Annotated in this window: 14 protein-coding genes and 1 tRNA gene; 2 read left to right on the top strand and 13 right to left on the bottom strand. The window is 72.4% G+C overall.

Annotated elements, in window-relative coordinates:
- Positions 1-104: 104 nt before the first annotated feature.
- The 8 genes from rpmE to HNR23_RS01820 all read right to left on the bottom strand — a co-directional run bounded on the left by rpmE (position 105) and on the right by HNR23_RS01820 (position 10,470).
- Positions 105-314 carry a 50S ribosomal protein L31 gene (gene rpmE / locus HNR23_RS01855; RefSeq protein WP_184072866.1) on the bottom strand — a complete coding sequence of 70 codons (210 nt, stop codon included), beginning with the start codon at positions 312-314 and terminating at the stop codon, positions 105-107.
- 389 nt (positions 315-703) lie between these two features.
- The gene (rho, locus tag HNR23_RS01850; RefSeq protein WP_184072864.1) at positions 704-2,701 is read right to left on the bottom strand and encodes a transcription termination factor Rho; all 1,998 of its coding nucleotides are present in this window, start codon (positions 2,699-2,701) and stop codon (positions 704-706) included.
- Positions 2,702-3,137: 436 nt separating this feature from the next.
- Entirely contained in the window at positions 3,138-4,127 is a 990-nt protein-coding gene (thrB, locus tag HNR23_RS01845; protein WP_184072862.1) for a homoserine kinase, read from the bottom strand.
- A gap of 211 nt (positions 4,128-4,338) precedes the next feature.
- Positions 4,339-5,397, bottom strand: coding sequence for a threonine synthase (thrC, locus tag HNR23_RS01840; protein ID WP_184079727.1), 1,059 nt, complete (start codon positions 5,395-5,397; stop codon positions 4,339-4,341).
- A 342-nt stretch (positions 5,398-5,739) separates the two neighbouring features.
- Positions 5,740-7,038: a homoserine dehydrogenase gene (locus tag HNR23_RS01835; protein ID WP_184072860.1), complete on the bottom strand. Its 1,299-nt coding sequence runs from the start codon at positions 7,036-7,038 to the stop codon at positions 5,740-5,742.
- Positions 7,039-7,126: 88 nt separating this feature from the next.
- Positions 7,127-8,518: a diaminopimelate decarboxylase gene (lysA, locus tag HNR23_RS01830; protein WP_184072858.1), complete on the bottom strand. Its 1,392-nt coding sequence runs from the start codon at positions 8,516-8,518 to the stop codon at positions 7,127-7,129.
- Between the two features lie 123 nt (positions 8,519-8,641).
- The gene (locus HNR23_RS27105; protein WP_184072856.1) at positions 8,642-10,084 is read right to left on the bottom strand and encodes a DALR anticodon-binding domain-containing protein; all 1,443 of its coding nucleotides are present in this window, start codon (positions 10,082-10,084) and stop codon (positions 8,642-8,644) included.
- Positions 10,081-10,470 carry a response regulator transcription factor gene (locus HNR23_RS01820; protein WP_343070386.1) on the bottom strand — a complete coding sequence of 130 codons (390 nt, stop codon included), beginning with the start codon at positions 10,468-10,470 and terminating at the stop codon, positions 10,081-10,083. Before HNR23_RS01820 ends, HNR23_RS27105 begins: the two co-directional genes overlap by 4 nt.
- Positions 10,471-10,580: 110 nt before the next feature.
- Here HNR23_RS01820 and HNR23_RS01815 point away from each other — a divergent pair.
- Both HNR23_RS01815 and HNR23_RS01810 read left to right on the top strand, forming a co-directional pair.
- Positions 10,581-10,652: transfer RNA gene (locus HNR23_RS01815), tRNA-Arg, on the top strand.
- A 1,022-nt stretch (positions 10,653-11,674) separates the two neighbouring features.
- Complete coding sequence (locus tag HNR23_RS01810) at positions 11,675-12,346, top strand: ATP-binding cassette domain-containing protein (protein WP_184072854.1); 672 nt, start codon at positions 11,675-11,677, stop codon at positions 12,344-12,346.
- 151 nt (positions 12,347-12,497) lie between these two features.
- Here the strand turns inward: HNR23_RS01810 and HNR23_RS01805 are convergent, their stop codons facing one another.
- The 5 genes from HNR23_RS01805 to HNR23_RS01785 form a co-directional block, all read right to left on the bottom strand.
- Complete coding sequence (locus HNR23_RS01805; protein ID WP_281381933.1) at positions 12,498-15,374, bottom strand: helix-turn-helix transcriptional regulator; 2,877 nt, start codon at positions 15,372-15,374, stop codon at positions 12,498-12,500.
- 847 nt (positions 15,375-16,221) lie between these two features.
- Positions 16,222-16,998, bottom strand: coding sequence for a thioesterase II family protein (locus HNR23_RS01800; RefSeq protein WP_343070385.1), 777 nt, complete (start codon positions 16,996-16,998; stop codon positions 16,222-16,224).
- Positions 16,995-17,225 (bottom strand): acyl-CoA carboxylase subunit epsilon, encoded by a 231-nt coding sequence (locus tag HNR23_RS01795; protein WP_184072850.1) that lies wholly within the window; start codon positions 17,223-17,225, stop codon positions 16,995-16,997. Before HNR23_RS01795 ends, HNR23_RS01800 begins: the two co-directional genes overlap by 4 nt.
- A gap of 35 nt (positions 17,226-17,260) precedes the next feature.
- Entirely contained in the window at positions 17,261-18,874 is a 1,614-nt protein-coding gene (locus HNR23_RS01790) for an acyl-CoA carboxylase subunit beta (RefSeq protein WP_184072848.1), read from the bottom strand.
- A 409-nt stretch (positions 18,875-19,283) separates the two neighbouring features.
- A complete protein-coding gene (locus tag HNR23_RS01785) occupies positions 19,284-24,881 on the bottom strand; it encodes a type I polyketide synthase (protein WP_343070384.1) in 5,598 nt (1,865 codons plus the stop codon).
- Between the last annotated feature and the right edge of the window lies 1 nt (position 24,882).

Genomic DNA, 24,882 nt, shown 5'->3' with positions numbered 1-24,882 from the left:
GCACCGCCCGTGCCGGTACGGGGCGCGGCCTCGTCGAACCTGGTGCGCGGGTCCGGTCGCGCGCCGTTCGTCGTGGCGCGCGACCGGACCCGCCGGGGCAGACGCTACTTGCGCTTGCCGAAGCGCTGCTCGAAGCGGGCGACCCGGCCGCCGGTGTCCATGATCTTCTGCTTGCCCGTGTAGAACGGGTGGCAGGCGGAGCAGATGTCCGCACGGATCTTGCCCTGCGTAACGGTGCTGCGGGTCACGAAGCTGTTGCCGCAGGTGCAGGTGACCTCGGTGACAACGTAGTCGGGGTGGATGTCGGCCTTCACGTGGATCTCCTCGCTAAGGGCGGTCGCCGGACGCATGCCGAAGGCGGCGGTCGCAATGAGGCAGTGGACTCGGGTCCGTCCCCGCATGGGCGGGGGTGCACACCTGTGGCCTGCGTGAACCGGTACCGCGGCGGTCGTATGACCTGGGATGGCCCCCGCACGTGCGGGGGCGATTCTTCGTATACCAGTCTGCCAGACCTTCAACCCGGAACCGACCAGCCGCTATTCCCGCCGATCGGTGCCGGCCGTGGACCCGGCCCCGGACGCCCGGTGCCGCTCCGCGGCGCGGCACCGGGCGTCCGGGCAGGCCGCAGCGCCCGAAAGGCGGCGGCCCGCCGCCACGTGTGGTGGGGCGGGCCGCCGGTGTGCGGGTCTGCGACCGGTGGGACTCAGCTCTCGCCGGACCCCACCGTGGTCTTCTGCACCTGCAGCAGGAACTCGGCGTTGCTCTTGGTGTCCTTGATCTTCTCCAGGAGAAGTTCCAGGCCCTGCTGGGCGTCGAGCCCGTGCAGCACGCGGCGGAGCTTCCAGATGACGTTGAGCTCCTCGCTCGACATCAGGATCTCCTCCTTACGGGTGCTGGACTGGACGACGTCGACCGCGGGGAAGATCCGCTTGTCCGCGAGCTGCCGGTTGAGCTTGAGCTCCATGTTGCCGGTGCCCTTGAACTCCTCGAAGATGACCTCGTCCATCCGCGAGCCGGTATCGACCAGCGCGGTGGCGAGGATCGTCAGGGAGCCGCCGTTCTCGATGTTGCGGGCCGCGCCGAAGAACCGCTTGGGCGGGTAGAGCGCGGTGGAGTCGACACCGCCGGACAGGATGCGCCCGCTCGCCGGTGCGGCGAGGTTGTAGGCGCGCCCGAGCCGGGTGATGGAGTCGAGCAGCACCACCACGTCCAGGCCCATCTCCACCAGCCGCTTGGCGCGCTCGATGGCGAGCTCGGCGACGGTGGTGTGGTCCTCGGCAGGGCGGTCGAAGGTCGAGTTGATGACCTCGCCCTTGACCGTGCGCTGCATGTCGGTGACCTCTTCGGGCCGCTCGTCGACGAGGACGACCATGAGGTGGCACTCGGGGTTGTTCTCGGTGATCGCGTTGGCGATCGACTGCAGCACCATCGTCTTTCCGGCCTTGGGCGGCGAGACGATGAGGCCGCGCTGCCCCTTGCCGATCGGCGACACCAGGTCGATGATCCGGGTCGTCGGGATGTTCGGCTCGGTCTCCAGGCGCAGCCGCTCCTGCGGGTACAGCGGCACGAGCTTGGCGAACTCGGGGCGGTTGCGCGCCTGGTCGGGCGCCATTCCGTTGATGGTGTCGAGCCGCACGAGCGCGTTGAACTTCTCGCGGCGCTCCCCCTCGCGGGGCTGGCGCACGGCACCGGTGATGGCGTCGCCCTTGCGCAGGCCGTTCTTGCGGACCTGGGCCAGCGACACGTACACGTCGTTGGCGCCCGGCAGGTAGCCGGTGGTGCGCACGAAGGCGTAGTTGTCGAGGATGTCCAGAATGCCGGCGACCGGCAGCAGGACGTCGTCCTCGTTGATCACGGGCTCGGTGTCCTGGCGGTCGCGGCCGCGGCGGTCGCGGCGGTCGCGCCGCCGCCCGCGGCGGCGGCCACCGGAGCCGAAGTCGTCGTCGGAGGTGTCGCGGCCGCTCTGGCCACCGCCCTTCCGGCCAGTGTCCTGTGTGGACGTGTCGGCGGCGGCGGTCTCCTCACGGTTGCCGCGGTTGCGGCGGTTGCGCTGGCGCTCGCGGCCGCCCGAGGTGGACTGGCCGTTCGCGGAGTCGGAGCCGCTCTTCTGCGGGGTGCTGGATGTCTTGGTCACGCTGCTCGCGGTGGTAGAGGGGTCGGTGCCGTCCGACGGCCTGGTCTGGTCACCGGAGTCGTCGCCGCGCCTGCGGGACCGGCGGCTGCGAGCGGGCTTCTCGGAACGCTCAGCCTGCTCCTTCGCCCCCTCGTCGGTGACAGCGGGGGTCTCGGTGGTCACCGGAGCGTCCGTCGCCGCCCCGCTGTCCGCGCTCTTCGCGGCGGGACGACGGGCCGCGGACGCGCCGTCGGTGTCGTCGACCTTACCGCTTCCCGTGCGATTCTCAGAGGTCTTCGGGGTTTTCCTGGTCGACGGGGCGGCCACCGGGCCGCCCTGCTTGGCTTCGATGGCGGCGATGACGTCGTTCTTACGCATCCGCCCCGTACCCGTGATACCGAGACTCGACGCGAGCCGCTGAAGCTCCGTGAGCTTCAGGGCGGACAGACCCGTGCCGCCGCTTCGGCTCCGGGCCGCCGCGGTCTTGCCTGCTGAAGGGGCGGCGTCGCCGGCTTCCGCAGCGGACGCGGTCTGGTTGTCGTGCGTACTGACCGCCGCGTCCGTGTGGAGTTCGGTGGTGTCGCTCACTAAGGGTCCTTCCCAAGGAGCGGGCTCAGGCCGTCATCGTGTCGTGTAACGGCCGGCCCGGTGGTGCGAACCGGCGGGGGCCGGGTCGGGCTTGCCCCAGCTGGATGTCATCGGGAACCGACGTGCGGCTCCTACCCATTCACGGCGGGCTCTGGGTGCAGCCAGACGTTGGGGCGATGAGCTCGGATACGCCGCCCGTGGACCATTCTGTCGCTCTCGCCGAACGAGGAACCGACTTCGGTAGGGAGGGCAGAGTCACGGGTGCGCCGCGAACTCAACACAGAGATCACCGGGTGTAGCGCGTGCATGGAGGCGACCATGTGCGCATTGGACACGGAGAAGACTGTGGCGGATGAGCACACGCCCCGCAACGGGGCATCTGGTGCTTCACCTAGCCTAACACCACCGGAGCCCACAGCTATTCCTCGACACAGGTCTATGAACGGGGAGAACTGATCCACACCCCTGCCGGATCGATTGTTAAGGGGCGTATGTGCCAACCAGTACCCGTTCGCTCGCGTATTGAATCAACCAGGTCCGCACTGATTCGTGCGACGTTCCCCGCCACGTCGGGGATCCCGGCGTCCGCGCCGACCTCCGGGGCGTACCCCAGCACCAGGACGGTGGGTCCCGCACCCGAGACCACGGCAGGTAGACCGGCGTGCTTCCGCAGCTCACCGATGAGCCGCACGCTCGCGGGCATGGCGGGTTCCCGATAACCCTCGTGCAGCCGGTCCTCCGTCGCCTCCATCAGCATTTCCGGGTGGCCGGAAACGGCCGCAACGAGCAGCGCCGAACGCCCGGCCGTGAACGCCGCGTCGGCGTGCGGCACCGACGCGGGCAGCAGGCCGCGGGCCCGCTCGGTGGACAGCCGCTCCTCGGGGATGCACACCACCGGACGCAGCCGCGGCGAAGGCGGCAGCGAGAGCGCCCCCCAGCCGGCCGTGCCCCGCCACGCGATGGTGAAGCCGCCGTAGACGCAGGGTGCGACGTTGTCGGGGTGTCCCTCGATATCGGCCGCCACGCCGAAGACGTGGTCGCGATCCAGTTCCCCGGTCGCCGGGTCGCCCTTGCCCAGCAGGACGGCGGCCGCGGTCACGCCCGCGACGATCGCCGACGCGGAGGACCCCAGCCCCCGGCCGTGCGGGATGCCGTTGCGGCAGCGCAGATCCAGGCCGGGCAGGGGGCGGTCGGCCACCTCGAACGTGCGCCGCATCGCCGCCACGACCAGGTGCGAGGCGTCGCGCGGCAGGTCGTCGGCGCCCTCTCCTACGATGTCGACGGTGACGCGGTCGTCGTCACGGACCGTGACCTCCACCTCGTCGTGCAGCCCCAGGGCGAGCCCCAGGGCGTCGAAACCCGGCCCCAGGTTGGCGCTGGTCGCGGGGGTACGGACGAGCACCCTGCCCGGGCGCAGCTGAGACATCACATCACTCCGAAGGTTGGAAACGCGGTCGGCCCGCCGCGCGGGCGGGGGCCGGAGTCGTCCGGGCGGCCGGTTCCGGGACACGTCGGGAACGGATCCGAAAACCCGACAAATTGGCCGGAACCGGCCACGGGCACGGCGCTGGGCCCGGCACTCCCCCGGGCCGGGCGGCCCCGGGGAGTGATGCGGCGGAGACGCCGGTGTGGCCGGATCAGGCCAGCCCGAGCGCGGTCGCCGCCGCCTGCGCGTCGACCGGGACGGTCGTCGCGGCCGACGCCCCGGCCAGCGCCCAGTCGGGGTCCTTGAGGCCGTTTCCGGTCACGGTGCACACCACACGGCTGCCGCGCTCGATGTGGCCCTCCTCGACGGCCTGCATCAGCCCGGCGACGCTGGCGGCGGAGGCGAGTTCGACGAACACGCCCTCCTCGGCGGCGAGCAGCCGGTAGGTGGCCAGGATCTGCCGGTCGGTCACCGAGTCGATCCGCCCGCCGGACTCGTCACGGGCCGCCTCGGCATGGCTCCACGACGCGGGGTTGCCGATGCGGATCGCCGTGGCGATGGTGCGCGGCTGCTGGACGGGCTCTCCGCTGACGATCGGCGCTGCCCCGCTCGCCTGGAATCCGAACATGCGCGGCCGCCGGGTGGAGACGCCGTCGGCGGCGTACTCCTTGTAGCCCATCCAGTAGGCGGTGATGTTCCCGGCGTTGCCGACCGGGAGGCAGTGGATGTCGGGGGCGTCGCCGAGCGCGTCGACGATCTCGAAGGACGCCGTCTTCTGCCCCTGCAGCCGGTAGGGGTTGACCGAGTTGACCAGCGCGACGGGGTAGTCGACGGAGAGCTTCTGGGCCAGCTCCAGGCAGTCGTCGAAGTTGCCGTCGACCTGCAGCAGCTTGGCGCCGTGCACCAGCGCCTGGGCGAGCTTGCCCATCGCGATCTTGCCCTGCGGGACCAGCACCGCGCAGGTCATCCCGGCGCGCACCGCATAGGCGGCGGCGCTCGCGCTGGTGTTGCCGGTGGAGGCGCAGATGACGGCCTTGGCGCCCTCCTCGGCCGCCTTGGTGATGGCCATCGTCATGCCGCGGTCCTTGAAGGACCCGGTGGGGTTGAGCCCCTCGACCTTGAGGAACACCTCGCACCCCGTCAGCTCCGAGACCCGGCGGGCGGGTACCAGCGGGGTTCCGCCCTCCATCAGGGTGACGACCGGGGTGTTCGGGTTGACAGGAAGGCGGTCGCGATACTCCTCGACGACCCCTCGCCACGCCCGTGCCATGCTCACGACAGGGCCCTTTCGAGTGGGTGGGACTTGCGTTGGGTTCGATGCGTCAGGCGGCGGGGCGTGCCGTGTGCGGCGGCCCTACGGTAGGAACCGAGGCCGTTTCGGCCGTCCCGTGCGCCCTGGTGATCTGCACCGATTCTAGGCCCCAGAGCCCGCGACCCGGGAATCCGCGGCACGGTGGTCTCGGCCGGTGGGACAGGACACGCCCCTGCTCCGATGGCCTCGGGGGAACGGTCGGAGCTTCCCGTCGGAATCGGAACCGTTCTCCCGAGGCCATCGGAGCAGGGGGCACCGGTCCGGGTGGGTGCGGTGCGGGCGGGGTCCGTGGCCCCGGTGTCAGCCGTCGTCGCCGGAGGCCTCGACGCGCATCACGCTGGCGACCGAGCGGACCATATCGAGCACCCGCAGCTGCTCCACGGTCGTGGCGAGTGCGGCGTCGGGTGCCGGGTGGCTGACCAGGACGAGCTGGGCGTCGTCGCCGTGGCCCTCCTGGCGGACGTTCTTGATGGAGACGCCGTTGCCCGCGAAGACCTCGGCGACGCGGGCGAGCACGCCCGGCCGGTCGGCCACGTCGAGGGCCACGTGGTAGCGGGTGATGGTGTCGCCCATCGGGTGGACCGGAAGCCCGGTGTCGTGTGCGCCCTCGGCCACGGCGGTCGACGCGAGCCGGTTGCGGGCGACGGCGACGAGGTCGCCGAGGACGGCGCTGGCGGTGGGTGCGCCGCCGGCGCCCGCGCCGTAGAACATCAGCCGCCCGGCGGACTCGGCCTCGACGAACACGGCGTTGTAGGCCTCGTTCACGGTGGCCAGCGGGTGCTCGCGGGGGAGCATGACGGGGTGCACGCGCACGCCCACCGAGGTGCCGTCGGCGGAGCGCTGGCAGATGGCCAGGAGTTTGACCACGCACCCCATCGCCTTGGCGCTGGCGATGTCGCCCGCGGTCACCTCGGTGATGCCCTCGCGGTGCACGTCGGCGGCGGTCACACCCTGGGTGTGGAAGGCGAGCCGGGCCAGGATGGCGGCCTTCGCCGCGGCGTCGAAGCCCTCGACGTCGGCGGTCGGGTCGGCCTCGGCGTAGCCGAGCGCCTGCGCCTCCTCCAGTGACTCGGCGAACCCGGCGCCCAGGGTGTCCATCCGGTCGAGGATGAAGTTGGTGGTGCCGTTGACGATGCCCATGACGCGGTGCACGGTGTCCCCGGCCAGGGAGTCGCGCAGCGGACGCAGCAGCGGGATGGCGCCGGCGACGGACGCCTCGTAGTAGACGTCCACCCCGGCATCGCGGGCGGCTGCGTGGATGGTCGCGCCGTCCTCGGCGAGCAGCGCCTTGTTCGCGGTCACGACCGACTTGCCGGACTTGATCGCCGCGAGGATGAGCGAGCGTGCGGGTTCGATCCCGCCGATCACCTCGACCACCAGGTCGATGTCGTCCCGCGTCACCAGGCCCATGGCGTCGGTGGTGAACAGCTCCGGGTCGAGCCCCGTGCCGCGGGTCCGCCCGAGCCGGCGCACCGCGATGCCGCCGATCTCCAGGGGCGTCCCGATCCGTGAGGCGAGTTCGGTCGACCGCTCGTTGAGCAGCCGCACCACTTCCGAGCCCACAACGCCGCATCCGAGCAGCGCCACCTTCATTGCCATCTGGGGGTGACTCCCACTTCTCTCATCTCGTGCATTCGTGCCGATCACGGTTGGCCGCGGCGCTCCTGCGCTTCGGGGCCGCGGCCACTCAGCCTACGTCCAGGCGGAGCAGGTCGTCCTCGCTCTCCCTGCGCACCAGCGTTCGGGCGGCGCCGTCGCGGACGGCGACGACGGCCGGGCGGGGCAGGTGGTTGTAGTTGCTGGCCATGGAGTAGCAGTAGGCGCCGGTCGCCGCGACCGCCACGAGGTCGCCGGTGCGCAGGTCCGCGGGGAGGTAGAGGTCGTGGACGATGATGTCGCCGCTCTCGCAGTGCTTGCCCACGAGGCGGGAGAGCATGGGTTCGGCGTCGCTGTCTCGGGAGGCCAGCACGCAGGTGTACTCGGCGCCGTACAGGGCGGTGCGGATGTTGTCGCTCATCCCGCCGTCGACGCTGACATAGGTGCGGAGGCCCTCGACGTCCTTGATGGTGCCGACCCGGTAGAGGGTGATGCCGCACGGGCCGGCGACCGCGCGGCCGGGTTCCACCGCGATCCGCGGGACCGGCAGGCCGGCGGCCGCGCACTCGCGCTGGACGATGGAGACCAGGCTTTCGGCGATGGCCTTGGGGGCCAGCGGGGCGTCACCGGAGGTGTAGGCGATGCCCAGTCCGCCGCCGAGGTCGAGCTCGGACAGGGTGACGCCCAGTTCGGCGTGGACGCGGGTGAGGAACTCGGTGACGCGGCGCGCGGCGACCTCGAACCCGGCCATGTCGAAGATCTGCGAGCCGATGTGCGAATGCAGGCCGACCAGCTCGATGTGCTCGGCGGCCAGGGCACGGCGGACCGCCTCCTGGGCGGCGCCGGTGCTCAGCGCGAAGCCGAACTTCTGGTCGTCGTGCGCGGTGGCGACGAACTCGTGGGTGTGCGCCTCGACGCCGGTGGTGACGCGGATCAGCACCTTGGGGACCCTGCCACGGGCGGCGGCCAGCCGGTCGAGGCGGTCGATCTCGTCGAAGGAGTCGACGATGATCCGGCCGACGCCGACCTCGACGGCCCGGGCCAGCTCGGCCTCGGACTTGTTGTTGCCGTGCATGCCGATGTCCTCGGCGGGGAAGTCGGCGGCGAGCGCGACGGCGAGTTCGCCGCCGCTGCACACGTCGAGCTTGAGGCCCTCCTCGCGCACCCAGCGCGCGACGGCCTTGGTGAGCAGTGCCTTGCCCGCGTAGTAGACGTCGCCGCCGACGGGGGCGAAGGCCTCTCGGTAGTCGCGGGCGCGGGCGCGGAAGTCCTCCTCGTCCAGGACGAACAGGGCGGTCCCGTACTCCTCGGCGAGCCGGGAGACGCCGATGCCGCCGATGGCGATCTCGCCGTCGACGCGCCGGGCCGTGGCGGGCCAGACCCGGGGGTCGAGCTCGGTGAGGTCCTGCGGCGGGCTCGGCGGGTGCTCCTCGGGAAGCACGTCCGCGTGACGCGGGCCTGCGGGGTGGGCGTAACGGCTCATGGGCGTGGGCTCTCGGCTGGGTTCGGTAGGTGCGTCATGTGGGCGGGTCCGGCAGCCCGGGGACGGCGCGGGGCCGTTCCGGGCGGCGGGACGCACGGATGTTGCGGGCCGGGGCCCGGTCGTTCACAGCCGCGTGGGTGCGGACACACCGAGCAGGGACAGCCCCGTTCCGAGCACACCGGCCGCGGCGGCACAGAGTTCGAGCCGCGCGGCGATGCCCTCCCCGCACGCGCCGTCGGCCGTTTCCGGTCCGATCATGTCCCCGATTGCGGCGCCGCGGGATTCCCGCCATTCATGGTAGGCAATCGCCAGACCTTCGAGGTAGCGGACCAGGATATGGGGTTCGCGACGGCGCGCTGCGGTGGCGAGGACGCCGGGGCCGTCGAAGAGTTCGCCGATGAGCGCGGCGGCGGGCGGCTCGTCCAGAGCCGCGACGGCAGCGGGGGTGAGGCCGGTGGTCGTGGTGGGGCCGACGTGGCCGGACAGGGGGCGGCCGGCCGCCGCTGCGGTCCGGCCGGTGATCGCGTGTTCGGGAAGCGCCGGTACGTCCCAGCCCCGGGCGAAGGACCAGGCCAGGGTGGAGACCGCGTGCGCGTGGGCGTAGCGGACGCGGAAGGCGGGGTTGGCGTCGGTGTGGCGCGCCCAGTGGCCGGGGGCCTCTGCCGTGGGGACGGCGGGAAGGCCGGGCCCGGTCACCTCCCCCCTGCGGGGCCGCTCGGGGATGGAACGGCAGAACGCGACGCGGGCGCTCGCCTCGCCGGTGACCGACAGGAGGCGCGCGACCGGGCCGCGGGGCGACCGCTCGTCGAGGTAGGGGTCGCGCCAGCTCACCTCGGGGATGCGCGCGGGGCCGGAGGCCTGCGCCCCGGTGGCGGGCGCGGCCTGGCGCGGGCCGCTCGATGGGGGTCTGCCCCGGGGGCGGACGACGTCGTCGGCGCCAGCGTGGACGGCCTCGCGCGCGTGGGCGATGCGTCGGCGGGCGTCGTCGCGCGCCAGGATGCGCGCCTCCTCGACGGAGGTCGCCGTGTGCAGGGCCGACAGCGCCCACACGGGTGCACCGCCACGGCCGACGGCGCTCTGGGCCGCCGTGGCGGCCGATGGCGCCCCGGGGTCGGGAGCGCCGAGGCTCGGCTCCCCCGCCGTGCCCGGCCCGCCGCCGGTGAGGTAGGCGGCGCCGTCGCCGACCGCACGGACCAGCGACACCCGCGCGGCCGGAGTGAGGGTGAGGTTGACGAAGCCCCGGCCCTCGACCGCGGCGTCCACCACCTGTGGATGGGCGCGCAGGGCTGCGGCGATATCGGCGGCGAGCCGGTCGGCCGGGGTGTGCGCCGCTCCGGCCAACCGCAGCGGCAGCGCACTCGCGAAGTCTCCGGGCGCGCCCGCGGGCGGTCGGCGCGGCTGGGCGCCGGGGACCCGGTCGAGGCCGACGCCGCTCACCTCGGCGGCGGCCGTGCGCAGCAGCTCGTCCACCCACCGCGGGGTCGCGCCCGCATCAGGGGCGGGCACCGGCGGCGGCGCTCCGCGCCGCCCGCCGTCCTGGGGGCCGTCGTCCATGCCGTGGCTCACCCGTCCTGCGGCAGCCCGGCGAGGTCGCGCACGATGCGGATGAGCTCGGTCGGCTCGAACGGTTTGGTGAGGTAGCCGTCGACCCCGATCTCCCGGCCGCGCCGCAGGTCGTCGCCTTGGGCACGGGCGGTGATGAGCAGGACCTTCATGTCCTGGGTCTCCTCGCTCTCCCGGAGCCGCGACGCTGTGACCCAACCGTCGAGCCGGGGCATCATGACATCGAGCGTGATCACGTCGGGCCGCACCTCGGCCGCCTGCTCCAGGCAGTCCTGCCCGTCCACGGCGGTGTGCACCTCAAAGCCCTCCAGCTGCAGATTCACACTGATCAGCTGGCGGATCACCTCGTTGTCGTCGACCACCAGTACCCGTGCCAGCACATCACCCACGGCCGTGAGACTAGCGCCCCGGCGGCTCCGACCGCCGCGGTATCGGCGATCCCGGGATCAATTGCGCGATCCACCCCTCGGCCCCTGCTAGAGTTACTCCCGCAAGCCACGCCCCCTTAGCTCAGGGGATAGAGCAACGGCCTCCGGAGCCGTGTGCGCAGGTTCGAATCCTGCAGGGGGCACCGCGTCGAAGGGGACATCCGGTCGGATGTTCCCTTTCGTGTTTTCCGCCCGCGGCCTCGTTTTCCACCTACGGGCCCGCCCGGGGTCGCGCCGCCGCACGCCGGGATGTCACGGGCCGCCGACCGGCCCCGACGCGGGGCGACACGGGGTTCGACCGCTCACGGCGGGTCCCGACGGCCGGATACTCGGGGGCGACATATCAGGACCTGTTCGCCATTGTGGGTGGTGTCCCCGTCGGGAAATTAGGGGGTGCCGGTGGAACCAATTGATCGCCCCGGATCCCGCGCAATTCCGATGCGCCGGTCGTGACACATTCAGGGATGCAACACGATCGTCCTGTGGAAGTCGATCGGACACCTCCACAGGAGAGCCGGACCGCCACCCCTAGTAACCACCATTGTGGTGAGTGCACCCCTGACATCCCGGTTTCGATCGGTCGGGGACGACATGCGTGATCGACGTCGAATGTGGTGACAGCACCCGTGCGGGGCCGGGGTAAACACACCCGTGCACCACCCCGCCATGACCTGGGAGGCTAAAGGCGTCAGGAAAACCAGAGCATATGCCGGAGTACGCCGGAGTACGCCGGAGGCCCGGGCGCGGCCCGGCCGGCGGCCGACGTGCGCAGCGCGGTGGCGTGCGGGCCCGCCACACCCCCTCTTGCTACACAAATGACTAAGACGTATGTATACTCGCCACCGAAATCCAACCCCCGCCCCGTGGCCGTTAAGGCCCACCAGAACGACACAGCCGGACGTGCACAACGGCCGGAATCGCCCGACCGGGCGCGCCCCCGTCGACAACAATTGCATGCGCCCGATCCCCCGACTGATATTCTCCCGCGACGCGAGCACGATCATGACGCGATCCGCTTTCGTCCGATGTTCCGTTCGTTTGCGGGCATCTCAGGAAACTCACATACCTGTCATAAGCTTCGAAGGTGGGATCTCCCGTGCGATCGTCGGTAGAATTAAGCGCCCCAGCCGCCCGCGGGTTCCGCGCCGGACCGAACGGCACCTCCGTGGACGCCGACCGGTCCTTCGCCCTGCAACTGAACGGACTGTGCAAGCAATTCAGCGACAGGCTCGTGGTCGACCACGCCGATCTCCGTGTCCCGGACCGCTGCGTGTTCGGCGTCGTCGGCCCTGAGGGAGCCGGGAAGACCACCCTGTGGTCGATGTCGGTCGGCCTGCTCCCGCCCGACGAGGGCGATGTCCGGATCTTCGGGGTGGACATGTGGGCGGAGCCCGCGCGGGCCAAGGCGGTCCTCGGGACCCTGCCCGACGAGCCGACGATCCCCGACCACTGGACCGGCCGCGACTGGCTGACCTCGGTCGCGATGTGGAACGGGCTGGACCCGGTCAAGCTCGCGGTCCGCGCCGAGCGGCTGCTGGGCCTGTGGGACCTGACCGAGGCCGAGACCACGCTGGTCCGTGAGTACTCGACCGGCATGCGCAAGAAGATGGGGCTCGTCGTGGCTCTGCTGCCCGAACCGCGGCTGCTGCTGCTGGACGACCCGTTCGCCGGTGTCGACGCGGAGTCCGCCGAGCTGATGCGGGAGATGCTGCGCGACTTCGTGGACGGCGGCGGCACCGCCGTCCTGTCCACCGACACCGACGAGGTGGCCGAGGAGGCGTGCGACGACGCCGTCGCCATCACCGACGGCCGACTGGTCCCCGTTCCCTGCCCGTGAGGAGGGCCGAGGAGGGCCCGGGTCCACGAACGGCGAAGGGCGTGTCCACCGAACCGGTGGACACGCCCTGGGGCCGCCGGGGCCCGGACGCGTCGGCGACGCCTCCGGACGGCGGTCCCGTGCGGTCGGGGGGACGCCGCACGGGACCGCCTCACCCCGCGGTGTCCGCCATGAGCAGGGGAAGCTCGGTCGGCAGATCGGTGCGGCGGTTGACGTTGAGCTTGCGGTAGACCCGGGTCAGGTGCTGCTCGACGGTGCTCACCGTGATGAACAGCTTGCCCCCGATCTCCCTGTTGGTGTGACCCAGCGCCGCGAGGGCGGCCACCCGCCGTTCGGCGTCGCTGAGCACGGCGAACACCTCGGTCTCAGATGAGGGTCCCGCCGCCTTATCGCCCGCACCATCGGCCCCCTCACTGGGGAGCAGCCGCTGGCACAGCGCCTCGGCGTGGCAGCTCTTGGCGATCTGCTTGGCGCGGCGGGCCATCAGCCGCGCCCGCGCGAACTCGCCGAGCTTGTGGTGGGCGTCGCTGAGGTCGGCGAGGGCCAGGGCGAGTTCGAGCCGGTCACCGCTCTCCTGGAGGCGCTCCACCGCCTCCTTGAGCATCGGTGCCCGCTTCTTGACGTCGCCCGTGGCCGCCAGCACCCGCAGCGACACACCCCGGACCCGGGGGTTACCGGCGCCCGGCCGGCCGAGCTGCTCGACGACGAGCTCCCGCGCCGCCTCCGGGCGGCCGAGGCGCAGGTACACCTGGCCCGAGGCGGTCCGCCACGGCAGCAGCCCCGGCAGGTCGAGGTTCCAGTCCTTGAGCAGCGCGCCGCAGGTCTGGAAGTCGCCGAGCGCGGCGTGCAGCCGGTTGGACGCGAGGTAGTAGTGGCCGCGCGCGTACAGGTAGCGCGGCCAGAACCAGGTGTGCGCCATGTCCTCCGGAACGACCTGCTCGGTCAGCTCCTCCGCCTCGGCGAGCCGTCCCATGGCGGTGGTCGCCTGGAGGAGGTGGGCCATGGGCGAGCCGACGGCCACCCCCCAGCTCTGCGGGGACATGTCGGCCAGCGCCTGGCGGGCGTGGCGCTCGGCCGCCGCCAGGTCGCCCTGGCGCAGCGCGACGCGCGCCCGCATGTCGGCCAGCGTCGCCGACCAGGCGTGCAACCCTCGGGTCTTGGCCTCGTCCCCGAGCGTGACACACCAGTGCACGGCCTTGTCCAGCCGGTCGGCATGAATGAAGACGAGCAGTGCCCCCAGCACCGACTCCATCACCGTGTCGGACAGCCGGCAGCTCTGCAGCACCTGCTCCGCACGGCCGATGGCTTCGTCACCCCGGCCGTTGTTCATCACATCGGTGAGCGTGGCCTCCGTGCGCACTCCCCGATGCCGTTCCGCCGACGTTCCCGCTCCGCCTCTGCGCTGCGCCGTCCGCTGCGCCGCCCCCGGTGCCGTGACCGCGGCCATCCCCGGTGCGCCGCCGTTGGCCGTGAAGGGGGTGCCTTCGGCCGTCGGCAGGCGCGGGTGGCACAGGCGCAGCCAGTCCCGGGTGAGGTCGAGCTCGGCCTGCGTCCAGGAGTCGCTCTCATGCGGCGACCCGTCGAACCAGCCGAGCGTGGTGGCCGCCTCCTCGCCCCGGCCGTGCCAGAACAGGTACCGGCCGAGCGCCATGACGTCGGTCCCGTCCAGGTGCCCCCGTTCGAACGCGGCGGTGAGCGGCCGGATCAGCCGGGAGACCGCCGAGGGGTTCACCCCCCACTGCACCCGGGCGAGCAGGGCCGTGATGGCGGCGCGCTCACGCTCGTCGCCGCAGGCCTGCAGCGCCAGGTCCAGGCATTCGATGGCGCGCTCCGCCTCCCCCGTGGCGAGCGCCTGCTTGGCCGCGTCCCGCAGCACGTCGGCCATCCAGCCCTCGTCGACACCGCCCCCCGCGGTGATGAGGTGGCCGGCGATCTCCGCGGGAGCCGCCCCGTCCTGGTACATCAGCCGCGCCGCCCGCAGGTGCATGACCGCCTGGCCCTCGGGGGCCAGGTCGCCGAGCACCGCGGCGCGGACCGCCGGGTGCCGGAACCGGACGTCGTCCAGCAGACCCGTCGTGTTCAGCGCGCCCAGCACCGGCTCGACCGAGGCCGCCTTCACCTTGAGCAGGCGGGCGACCGCGAACGCCGACGCGGACTCGCCGAGCAGGGCCGCCGCCTGCGCCACTTCGAGCAGCCGCGGCTCCCAGCGGTGCAGGCAGGACAGTACGGCCTGGCGGAACGACTCCCCGGTGGCGATGGCGGCGTCCGCGCATGCGCCGCCGTGCCCGACCGCCGCCACGGTGCAGTGGTCCTCGATGAGCCCGTGCAGCAGGACCAGGTTGCCGCCGCTGACCGCGTGGAAGACCGGGGCGAGCCTGCGCGCGTCCTCCGCCGCCATGTGCTCGCGCAGCAGCTCCTCCACCCCGAGCCCGGAGAGCGGTGCCAGCCGCACTCTGGTGCAGTTGGGCTGCCGGGTCAGCTCGGCGTGGAACAGGGGGTAGGCCGGCCGGGGCTGCTGCCATTCGCTGAGCACCAGCATGGTCCGGCTCGACGTCAGCCGCCGCTGGATGTACAGCAGGGCCTGCAGGCTGGGGCCGTCCGCGTGGTGGACGTCGTCGACGCTCAGCACCACGGGGCGGTCCCGGGCCAGTTCGAGCAGCAGCGCGCAGAGCCCGTAGGCCACCTGCGCGTGCCGCTGTCCGAGGGTGACCGGGTCCGGTTCGTCGGCGGTGAAGCCCATCGGCTCCGGCCGCAGCAGGTGCTCCACCTGTTCCGTCATTTCGTGGGGCAGGACCGCGGACCGGAACAGCTGGCCCATGACCCCGAGCGGCAGGACGCGCTCCGCACGCGAGCCGGCGGCGCTGAGTACCAGCGCCCCCTCGTCCTCGGCACGCCCGTGGAACGCGCTGACGAGTTCGCTCTTGCCACTGGCACCGGGACCGGTGATGAGCACGACCTGGCCCTTGCCGTGCACACTCTCGGTGAACAGTCGATTCAATGTCTCTAATTCAACTCTCCGCTCCGCCATCTGCATCCGCGTCACCGTCCTCTTAATTGCGAGCCTGCATAAAAGGGTGAGTCGGTGCGACCCGGACCCCTCTCTGCCCCACGCCAACCTACCCGCGAGAGAAAGTGAAGTACAAGCGTCTAACTTTGCGACTCTCCGCACGCGTGTGTACACTTATGGGCACTATCTCCACGTCAGGCGGGGGGCTTTCAGGCCTCGTCACCGAAAAGGTCGCCGGGGGCACCACGAATGGCAACCCGGGCGACAGGCAACGGACTTCCCACGGTCGGCGCAACGTCTCTTGGCAGCCGAAACCGGAAAACCGTCGAACACCCGAAACACGCGCTTCACATGATGTTCACGCGACTCCGCGACGGCGTGCGCCCATGGTACTTCAGCGCCTGCGGCCAAGGCGACACGGCCCCTGGAGGAGCGCGGCCGACACGGCGCGCGGGCGAGGCGGCGCCCGGCCGCATTCACCTTATCGACACGGAAATGATCCCGCCACGGTCCTCATGCGATCGTGACCCCGCGCAAGGAAACCGCAGGTCACCGGAGACGAGCAAGATCATTTCCGCGCCGAGCCCTTCCCACGAAAACGATCTTGACGTTGAATGGTGTCGAAATTATGCGAGGTGCAGCCGCGCGTGAACCCCGGATGAATGCCGGGCGGCGTTCCGCCCCCCACCTGGCCGGAAGTGGCCGAAGGTGCCGAGGGGGCTGAACGCCGCCGTGGAACCAATATGATCGCATGTTGAATCCGGGATAATCTCCGGTCGCGGTCGGCCCGCCGCCGCACACGCATTTCCCGAGGTACCGCCGGGGGTGTTTCCGCTTTCGCCCGACCGGGACGGCGCCGCGGCCGCTCTCAGTCCCCGACGGCCGACCGGCCCTCGATGCGGTCGGTCATGGCCCGCATCACCGCCGCGGCGTGGTGCGTCAGGAAGAAGTGCCCGCCGGAGTACACCTGCAGGTCGAACCCACCGCTGGTGTGGTCCGCCCACTTGCGCGCCTCGTCGAGGGTCACCTGCGGGTCGTCGTCGCCCGTCATCGCGATGATCGGGCAGCTCACGTCCGGCCCGGGTGTGTAGCGGTAGGTCTCGGCCGCCCGGTAGTCGGCCCGCACCGCAGGAAGGATCATCCGCAGGATCTCCTCGTCGCCCAGCACGGCGGCGTCGGTGCCGCTCATCCGCTTCAGTTCGGCGATGATCCGGTCATCGTCGGCGAGGTGCACCCGCTCGTCCCGGAACGCCGTGGGGGCACGGCGCCCCGAAACGAACAACGCGGTGGCGGTCACGCCGTCGGCTTCCAAACGCCGCGCCACCTCGAAAGCCAGCGACGCACCCATGCTGTGGCCGAACATGGCCAGGGGCCGGTCCGCCCACGGGCGCAGTTCACCCACGACCAGGTCGGCCAGCTTCGCGATGTCGTCGACGCACGGTTCGGATCGCCGGTCCTGGCGCCCGGGGTACTGGATCGCGAGGACGTCGACCGCCGGGGACATCGCCTGGGAGACCGGGTGGTAGAAGGTGGCCGACCCTCCCGCGTGCGGGAAGCAGACCAGGCGCGTACGGGCCTCCGGCGCCGGGTGGAACCGGCGGACCCACGCGCCGCCTTCGCGCTCTCCTGGCTGTACCACTGTCACACCGCTCCTCTTCCGGCCGCGACCGGCCGCCGCCCGGCGTTCGCCACCGGATAGTCCTCGGCCCAGGCCCCGGGCGGGCAGTAGCCGCGCCACTGGGTCCACCGCGCCGACCTCGGGGCCGGGCGGGACGGGCCGGACTCCTCGGCCCGGCTCCGCATCAGGGCCATGACCGCGACGGTGATCGCGGCGATCTCCTCGTCGTCCGGGGACCCCCGGACGATCCGCATGAACGGGGCCTCCCGGCCCTCCTGCGCCGCGCCCATCAGACGGGCGGGTTGCCGTGCTTGCGGGCGGGCAGCGGCGCGTGCTTGGTCCGCAGCATCTCCAGGGCGTCGATGAGGGTCGACCTGGTCAGCGCGGGGTCGATGACGTCGTCCACCAGGCCGCGCTCGGCGGCGTAGTAGGGGTGCATGAGCTCCTCTCGGTACTCCTTGATCCGCTGCTCGCGGGCCACCTCGGGGTCGGGGGCGGCGGCGATCTCGCGGCGGAAGACGACGTTGGCCGCGCCATCGGCGCCCATCACCGCGATCTCGTTGGTCGGCCAGGCGAACGAGAGGTCGGATCCGATGGAGCGGGAGTCCATCACGATGTAGGCGCCGCCGTAGGCCTTGCGGACGATGAGCTGGATCCGCGGCACGGTCGCCGCGCAGTAGGCGTGCAGCAGCTTGGCGCCGTGCCGGATGATGCCGCCGTGCTCCTGCTCCTTGCCGGGCATGAAGCCGGGGACGTCCACGAGGGTGAGCAGGGGGATGTTGAAGGCGTCGCAGACCTGCACGAAGCGGGCGGCCTTCTCCGAGGAGTGGATGTCGAGCACGCCGGCGAGCACGGCCGGCTGGTTGGCGACGATGCCCACCACGTGGCCGTCCATCCGGGCGAACCCGCAGATGATGTTGGTCGCCCAGGAGGCGTGCACCTCGAACAGGTCGCCGTCGTCGACGATCTCCTCGATGACCGCGCGCATGTCGTAGGAGCGGTTGGGGTCGGCCGGGACGAGGTCGACCAGGGCGTCGTTGCGGCGGTCGGCGGGGTCGTCGGCATGCACCGCCGGGGGAAGCTCACGGTTGTTCTGCGGAAGGAGCGACAGCAGGTAGCGGACCTCCTCGATGCACTCCTTCTCGTCGTCGTAGACGAAGCCGCTGGCGCCGGAGACCGAGGCGTGTACCCGGGCGCCGCCCAGGTCCTCGTGGCTGATCTGCTCGCCGGTCACCGACTGCACGACGTCGGGCCCGGTGATGTACATCTGCGCGGTGCCCTCGACCATGAACACGAAGTCGGTGAGAGACGGCGAGTAGGTGGCTCCGCCGGCACACGGGCCGAGCATCACGCTGATCTGCGGGATGACACCCGAGGCCTGGACATTGCGGCGGAAGATGCCGCCGTAGCCGGCGAGTGCGGTGACACCCTCCTGGATGCGCGCGCCGGCACCGTCGCTGAGGGCGACCAGCGGCGCCCCCGCCGACTCGGCGAGGTCCATGAGTTTGTGGATCTTCTCGGCGTGCGCCTCGCCGAGGGAGCCGCCGAAGATGCGGAAGTCGTGGGCGTAGACGAAGACCTTGCGGCCGTGGACCAGACCCCAGCCGGTGACGACGCCGTCGGTGTAGGGGCGGCGGGCCTCCAGCCCGAATCCGCTGGCGCGGTGGCGGCGGAACCGCTCGATCTCCCGGAAGGTGCCCTCGTCGAAGAGGAGGTCGATGCGTTCGCGCACCGTCAGCTTGCCCTTGGCCCACTGGGCCTCGGTGGCGCGCAACCCCGGGCCCTGTCGGGCGGCCTCGGCGAACTGGGTCAGCTCGGCCACCCGCGCGCGAAGGTCGGGCGGTGTGGTCGTGGCCTCCGGGGCTTCCGTCCCCCCGATGTCGTCCGCCTCTGTCACTGTCATCCGCACTCATCCATTCGGTCAGGCGATTCCATGTGGTCCGGCCGGGGCCGGCACCCCATCCCCCGCGCGACGGCTCTCGGGCACGTTCCGCGCTCATGGCCGAACCTGGACATACGTTCGGATAAGTAAGCTAACTTCAATTAGACCGAGGACGGGGCGGCCGCCGCTACGATTCTCACCCCCTAAAGTTTGTCGACTTTCCCCCTAGACGCTCGGTCGGCCTCGGACGACCTCGCAGAACGTGCTTTTCGGAGTCGATCCGCCACGCTGCGCATCCGAATCGCGAGTGCGGTCATCCCCGGTCGCGGCGCCAACCCCGATGACAGCCTGGTACACCAGGACCACGCGGCGCCCCCGCACCCCTCCGTCGATGTCGGCGAGGCACGGGGGGCGCAGGGGCGGGCATCGGTCAGGTGGCGGAGCCGAGCTCGTTGTCGAGGATGTCGAACAGCTCGCCCGCCGTCGCCGATTCGAGGTCGGCGTCATCGTCCCCGGCCCCCGCGGTGCCGTGGGTCTGCGCCCAGTTCGCGGCCAGCGCGCGCAGCCGCGCCTCGACGCGGTCGGCCTCGGCGGCGTCCGGGGCGGCCCCCGCCAGGACGGACTCCAGGCGCGCCAGTTCCGCCTCCAGACCGCCTCCGGCGCCTGTTTCCCCACCGCCGAGCTGCGCGGTGATGTGGTCGGCGATGGCGGTGGGCGTCGGGTAGTCGAAGATGAGCGTGGCCGGCAGCCGCAGCCCCGTCGCGCCGCGCAGCCGGTTGCGGAACTCCAACGCGGTCAGCGAGTCGAAGCCCAGCTCCAAGAAGCCCCGGTCGGGGCCGACGGCGGCGGGGCCGTCGTGCCCGAGCACCGTGGCGGCGCTCGTGCGGACGAGGTCGAGCACGGCCGGGGCGCGCTCGTTCCCGGGCATCCGGGCCAGCCGGTCGGCGAGTTCGTCGCCGACCGGCGCGGCCGCTCCTGCTCCGCGCCGCACGGGCGTCCGCACCAGGCCGCGCAACATGGCCGGCGGCTGCCCGTCGCCGCCCGACCGCAGCGTCGCGAAGTCCAGGCGCACCGGGAACAGCAGCGGCTCGTCCATGGCCAGCATCGCGTCGAAGAGGGCCAGGCCCTCCTCCACCGACAACCCGAGCACACCGGCCCGCGCCATCCTGCCCACGTCGTTGTCGGCGAGGTCGCCGGAGAGCCCGCCATCGGCCCACAGACCCCACGCGTAGGAGGCCGCGCGGCGCCCCAGCGCGCGCCGGTGGTGCGCGAGCGCGTCCATGAACACGTTGGCCGCAGCGTAGTTGCCCTGCCCCGGGCCGCCGAGCGCGCCGCCGGCGGACGAGAACAGCAGGAACGCCGACAGGTCCATGTCCCGGGTGGCCTCGTGGAGGTTCCACGCGGCGTCCACCTTCGGCCGCAGCACCCGGTCCATCCGCTCGGGGGTCAGCTGCGGGATGACGCCGTCGTCGATGACACCGGCGGTGTGGACGACCGCCGTCAGCGGGGCCGACGCCGGGATCGACGCCAGCAGACCGTCGAGGGAGTCACGGTCGGCCACGTCGCAGGCGGCGATCGTGACGTCGGCGCCCAGCTCGGTCAGCTCCCGCTTGAGCACGGCGGCGCCGGGGGCGTCCATGCCGCGTCGGCTGGTGAGCAGCAGGTGCCGGGCGCCGTGCCGGGCCGCCAGGTGCCGGGCGAGCAGGCGGCCCAGCACACCGGTACCGCCGGTGACGAGAACCGTGCCGCCGGGGTCGAGTCCGCCGTCCGCACCGGGGGCGGTCGCGTCGACGCGCGCCAGACGCGGCACGCGCAGTGCTCCCCCACGCAGCGCGAGCCACGGCTCGTCGGCCTCGGCGGCGGCCGCCAGCGCGGCCGCAGGCAGGTCGGCGGCGCCCGCGGAGTCCAGGTCGAGCAGGGTGAACCGCTCGGGGTTCTCCACCTGGGCCGACCGCAGCAGGCCCCACACCGGCGCGTGGACCAGGTCGGGGACATCCTCGTCTGGCCCGGCCGCGACCGCGCCGCGCGTCACCGCGACAAGGCGGGAGGACTCGAAGCGGTCGTCGGCCAGCCACGCCTGGGCGAGCTCCAGGGCGCGGTGCGCGGCGGCGCGGGCGGCCGGGGAATCCGTGCTTCCGGCGCTCTCGGTCTCCTCACTCGATTCCACCGCCGACGCGGATCGGCTTTCGGCCGGTGGTGGGAAGGCCGCGAAGATCAGGTCGGGTGTCGGCGCCCCCGCGCCCACTGCGCGGCCGAGCGCGGCGAGGTCGTCGTGGTGCTCGCCCCCGAGTCCCCCCGCCGCGAGGACCGGGCCGAGCCCGAAGGGGTCGGGGCCGATGACGGCGCATGTGCCGACGCCGGTCGGGGCGGCGCCCGGGTCGAGCTCCGTCCAGTCGAAGCGGAACAGCGAGTCGTTGCGGGCACCGGAGACGGCGGGCAGCTGCTCGGCGGAGACCGGCCGGGAGACGAGGGTGTCCACCCGGGCGACCGGGGCGCCGGTGGAATCGGCCAGGTCGATGGCGACGTCGCCGTCGCCGACCCGGGTGAGCCGGACCCGCAGCGCCGAGGCGCCGGTGGCGAACAGCGACACCCCGTTCCAGGAGAACGGGAGCCGGGTCGAGCCGTCGTCGGCCCCGGCGAGCATGTCGGCGTGCAGGGCGGCGTCCAGCAGCGCCGGGTGCAGGCCGAAGCGGGCCGCCTCTTCCCGGGCGCTCTCGGGCAGGGCGATCTCGGCGAAGGTCTCCTCCCCGCGCCGCCAGACCCGGCGCACGCCCTGGAAGACCGGGCCGTAGGCGTAGCCCCGCTCGATCAGGCCGTCGTAGGCGCCGTCGATGCCGACCGCGGTGGCGCCGGGTGGCGGCCACTCCTCCAGGGCCGACGGCGCGCCTCCTTCGGCCACGAGGGTGCCGGAGGCGTGCCGTGTCCAGGCGCCCTCACCCGCGTCGCTCTGCGCGCGGGAGTACACGCTCACCGGCCGGGCCCCCGCCTCGTCCGGGCCGCCCACGACGACCTGCACGGCCACGCCGCCGCTCTCCGGAAGCACCAGCGGCGCCTCCAGGGTCAGCTCCTCCAGTACGCCGGTGCCCACATGGTCGCCGGCACGGATCGCGAGTTCGACGAACGCGGTGCCGGGCAGCAGCACGGAACCGAGCACGTCGTGGTCGGCCAGCCACCGCTGCGTGCCCGGCGACAGCCGCCCGGTGAGGACCACGCCGTCGGTGTCGGGCAGCGGCAGAGCGGCACCGAGCAGCGGATGGTCGGCGGAAGATTGGCCGAAACCGGCCACATCCGTTGTGGTGCCCATGGCCGCCATCTCGTCGGACCAGTACCGGCGGCGCTGGAAGGCGTAGGTGGGCAGGTCCACCCGGCGCGCGGCCCGGCCGTCGACGAGGGCGCTCCAGTCGACCTCGGCGCCGCGCGCGTGCGCCAGCCCCAGGCCGGCGGCGAACTCGCGGACCTCGGGGCGTTCCCGGCGCAGCACCGGGGCGAACACGACGTCGGCGTCGTCGGTGACGCACTCCTGTCCCATGGCGCTGAGCACGCCGTCGGGACCGAGTTCGAGGAAGGTGGTGACACGCTCACCGACCAGGGTTCTGATGCCGTCGGCGAACCGGACGGCCTCGCGGACGTGCCGGACCCAGTAGTCGGCCTGGCACAGCTCTTCGGGGTCGGCCAGGGCACCGGTCACGTTCGACACGATCGGGATGGTCGGCGCGCTGTAGGTCAGTCCCTCGGCCACCTTGCGGAAGGGGGCGAGCATCGGCTCCATGAGCGGCGAGTGGAAGGCGTGGGAGACGGTGAGTCGGCGGGTCTTGCGGCCCTGCTCGGCGAAGTGGTCGGCGATGCGCAGCACGGTGCCCTCCGCCCCGGACACCACCACCGAGGCGGGGCCGTTGACGGCCGCGATGCTCGCCTCGTCTCCGGTGTCGGACAGCGCCAGCACCTCGTCTTCCGTGGCCTGGACGGCGACCATGGCGCCGCCCTCGGGCAGGGCCTGCATGAGACGGGCGCGTGCCACGACGAGGGCGGAGGCATGCGGGAGCGACAGCACCCCGGCGACGTGCGCGGCGGCGAGTTCGCCGATGGAGTGCCCGGCGAGGTAGGCCGGCTTCACCCCCCACGACTCCACCAGGCGGAACAGCGCCACCTCGATGGCGAACAGCCCGGTCTGGGTGTAGGCGGTCCGGTTCAGCAGCCCGGCGTCGTCCGACCCAGCCTCGGCCCAGACGACCTCCTTGAGGGGGCGCTCCAGGTGCTTGTCGAGTTCGGCGCAGACCGCGTCGAACGCCTCGGCGAACACCGGGAAGGCCGCGTGCAGCTCGCGGCCCATCCCGGTGCGCTGCGCGCCCTGCCCGGTGAACAGGAAGGCGAGTTTCCCCCTGGCCACCGCACCGCTGACGACGCCGGGCCCGGTCTCCCCGGCGGCGAGGGTGTCCAGGCCGCGCAGCAGTTCATCGCGCCCGCTTCCGGCCACCACCGCGCGGTGCTCGAACAGGGAGCGCGTGGTCAGCAGGGAGTGGGCGACGTCTCCCGGGTCGGCGCCGGGCCGCTCGGCCAGGTGCGCCCGGAGCCGTTCGGCCTGGGCCCGCAGTGCCTCGGCGCTCTTGGCGGACACCAGCCACGGCAGCACCGCGGGTGGTGCGGCGGGCACGGCCGCTTCGGCGGCCGGTTCCGGCTCGGTCGGCGCCTGCTCGATGATGACGTGGGCGTTGGTGCCGCTGATCCCGAACGAGGAGACGCCGGCACGGCGCGGGTGCCCGTTCTCGGGCCACGGCACGTTGTCGGTCAGCAGCTCCACCGCGCCCCGGGTCCAGTCGACCTGCGGGGTGGGGTCATCGCTGTACAGCGACTTGGGCACGGTGCCGTGCCGCATGGCCTGCACCATCTTGATCACTCCGGCGACGCCCGCCGCGGCCTGGGTGTGGCCGAGGTTGGACTTGATGGAGCCGAGCAGCAGCGGCCGCCCGTTGTCCGGGCGGGTCCGGCCGTAGGTGGCCAGCAGGGCCTGCGCCTCGATGGGGTCGCCCAGGGTGGTCCCGGTGCCGTGCGCCTCGACGACGTCGACGTCGGCGGGGGTCAGCCCGGCCGCGGCCAGCGCCTGGCGGATGACGCGCTGCTGCGCGGGGCCGTTGGGGGTGGTCAGCCCGCTGCTCGCGCCGTCCTGGTTGACCGCGCTGCCCGGCACGACCGCCAGCACCCGGTGGCCGTTCCTGCGCGCGTCGCTCAGCCGCTCCAGCACCAGCATGCCCACACCCTCGGAGCAGCCGGTGCCGTCGGCCGCCGCCGCGAACGACTTGCACCGCCCGTCCCTGGCCATGCCGCGCTGGTTGCTGAAGTAGACGAACATGTCGGGCGTGGTCATGACGGTGACGCCCCCGGCCAGCGCCAGCTCGCACTCGCCGGAGCGCAGCGCCTGGGCCGCCCAGTGCAGGGCGACCAGGGACGACGAGCACGCCGTGTCGACGGTGACCGCCGGACCCTCCAGACCCAGCGTGTAGGCGACCCGGCCGGAGACGAGGCTGCCGTCGCTGGAGCCGGCCCCATAGTCGTGGTACATGACCCCGGCGAACACGCCGGTGCGGCTGCCCTTCACCGTCGCCGGCGCGATCCCGGCGTCCTCGAAGGCCTCCCAGGACGTTTCCAGCATGAGGCGCTGCTGCGGGTCGATGGCGACGGCGTCACGCGGGGCGACACCGAAGAACCCGGCGTCGAAGTCGGCGGCGTCGTGCAGGAACCCGCCCTCGCGGGTGACGCTCTTGCCGGGCTTTCCGGGCTCGGGGTCGTACAGCCCGTCGAGGTCCCAGCCGCGGTCGGCCGGGAACGGGGTGACCCCGTCGCGGCCGTCGGCGACCAGCCGCCACAGGTCGTCGGGGGAAGCGATGCCGCCGGGGTAGCGGCACGCCATGCCCACGATCGCGATGGGCTCGCCGGACTTCTGCTCCAGCTCGGCGGTGCGCTGCCGGAGCTTCTCGTTCTCCAGCATCGACGCGCGCAGTGCTTCGACGATCTGGTCGACGGATGCGTCCACG

Source organism: Nocardiopsis mwathae (assembly GCF_014201195.1).
GTDB lineage: Bacteria > Actinomycetota > Actinomycetes > Streptosporangiales > Streptosporangiaceae > Nocardiopsis_C > Nocardiopsis_C mwathae.
Note: the sequence above shows the minus strand (reverse complement) of the source record. Positions and strands in the feature narration are given on the sequence as shown.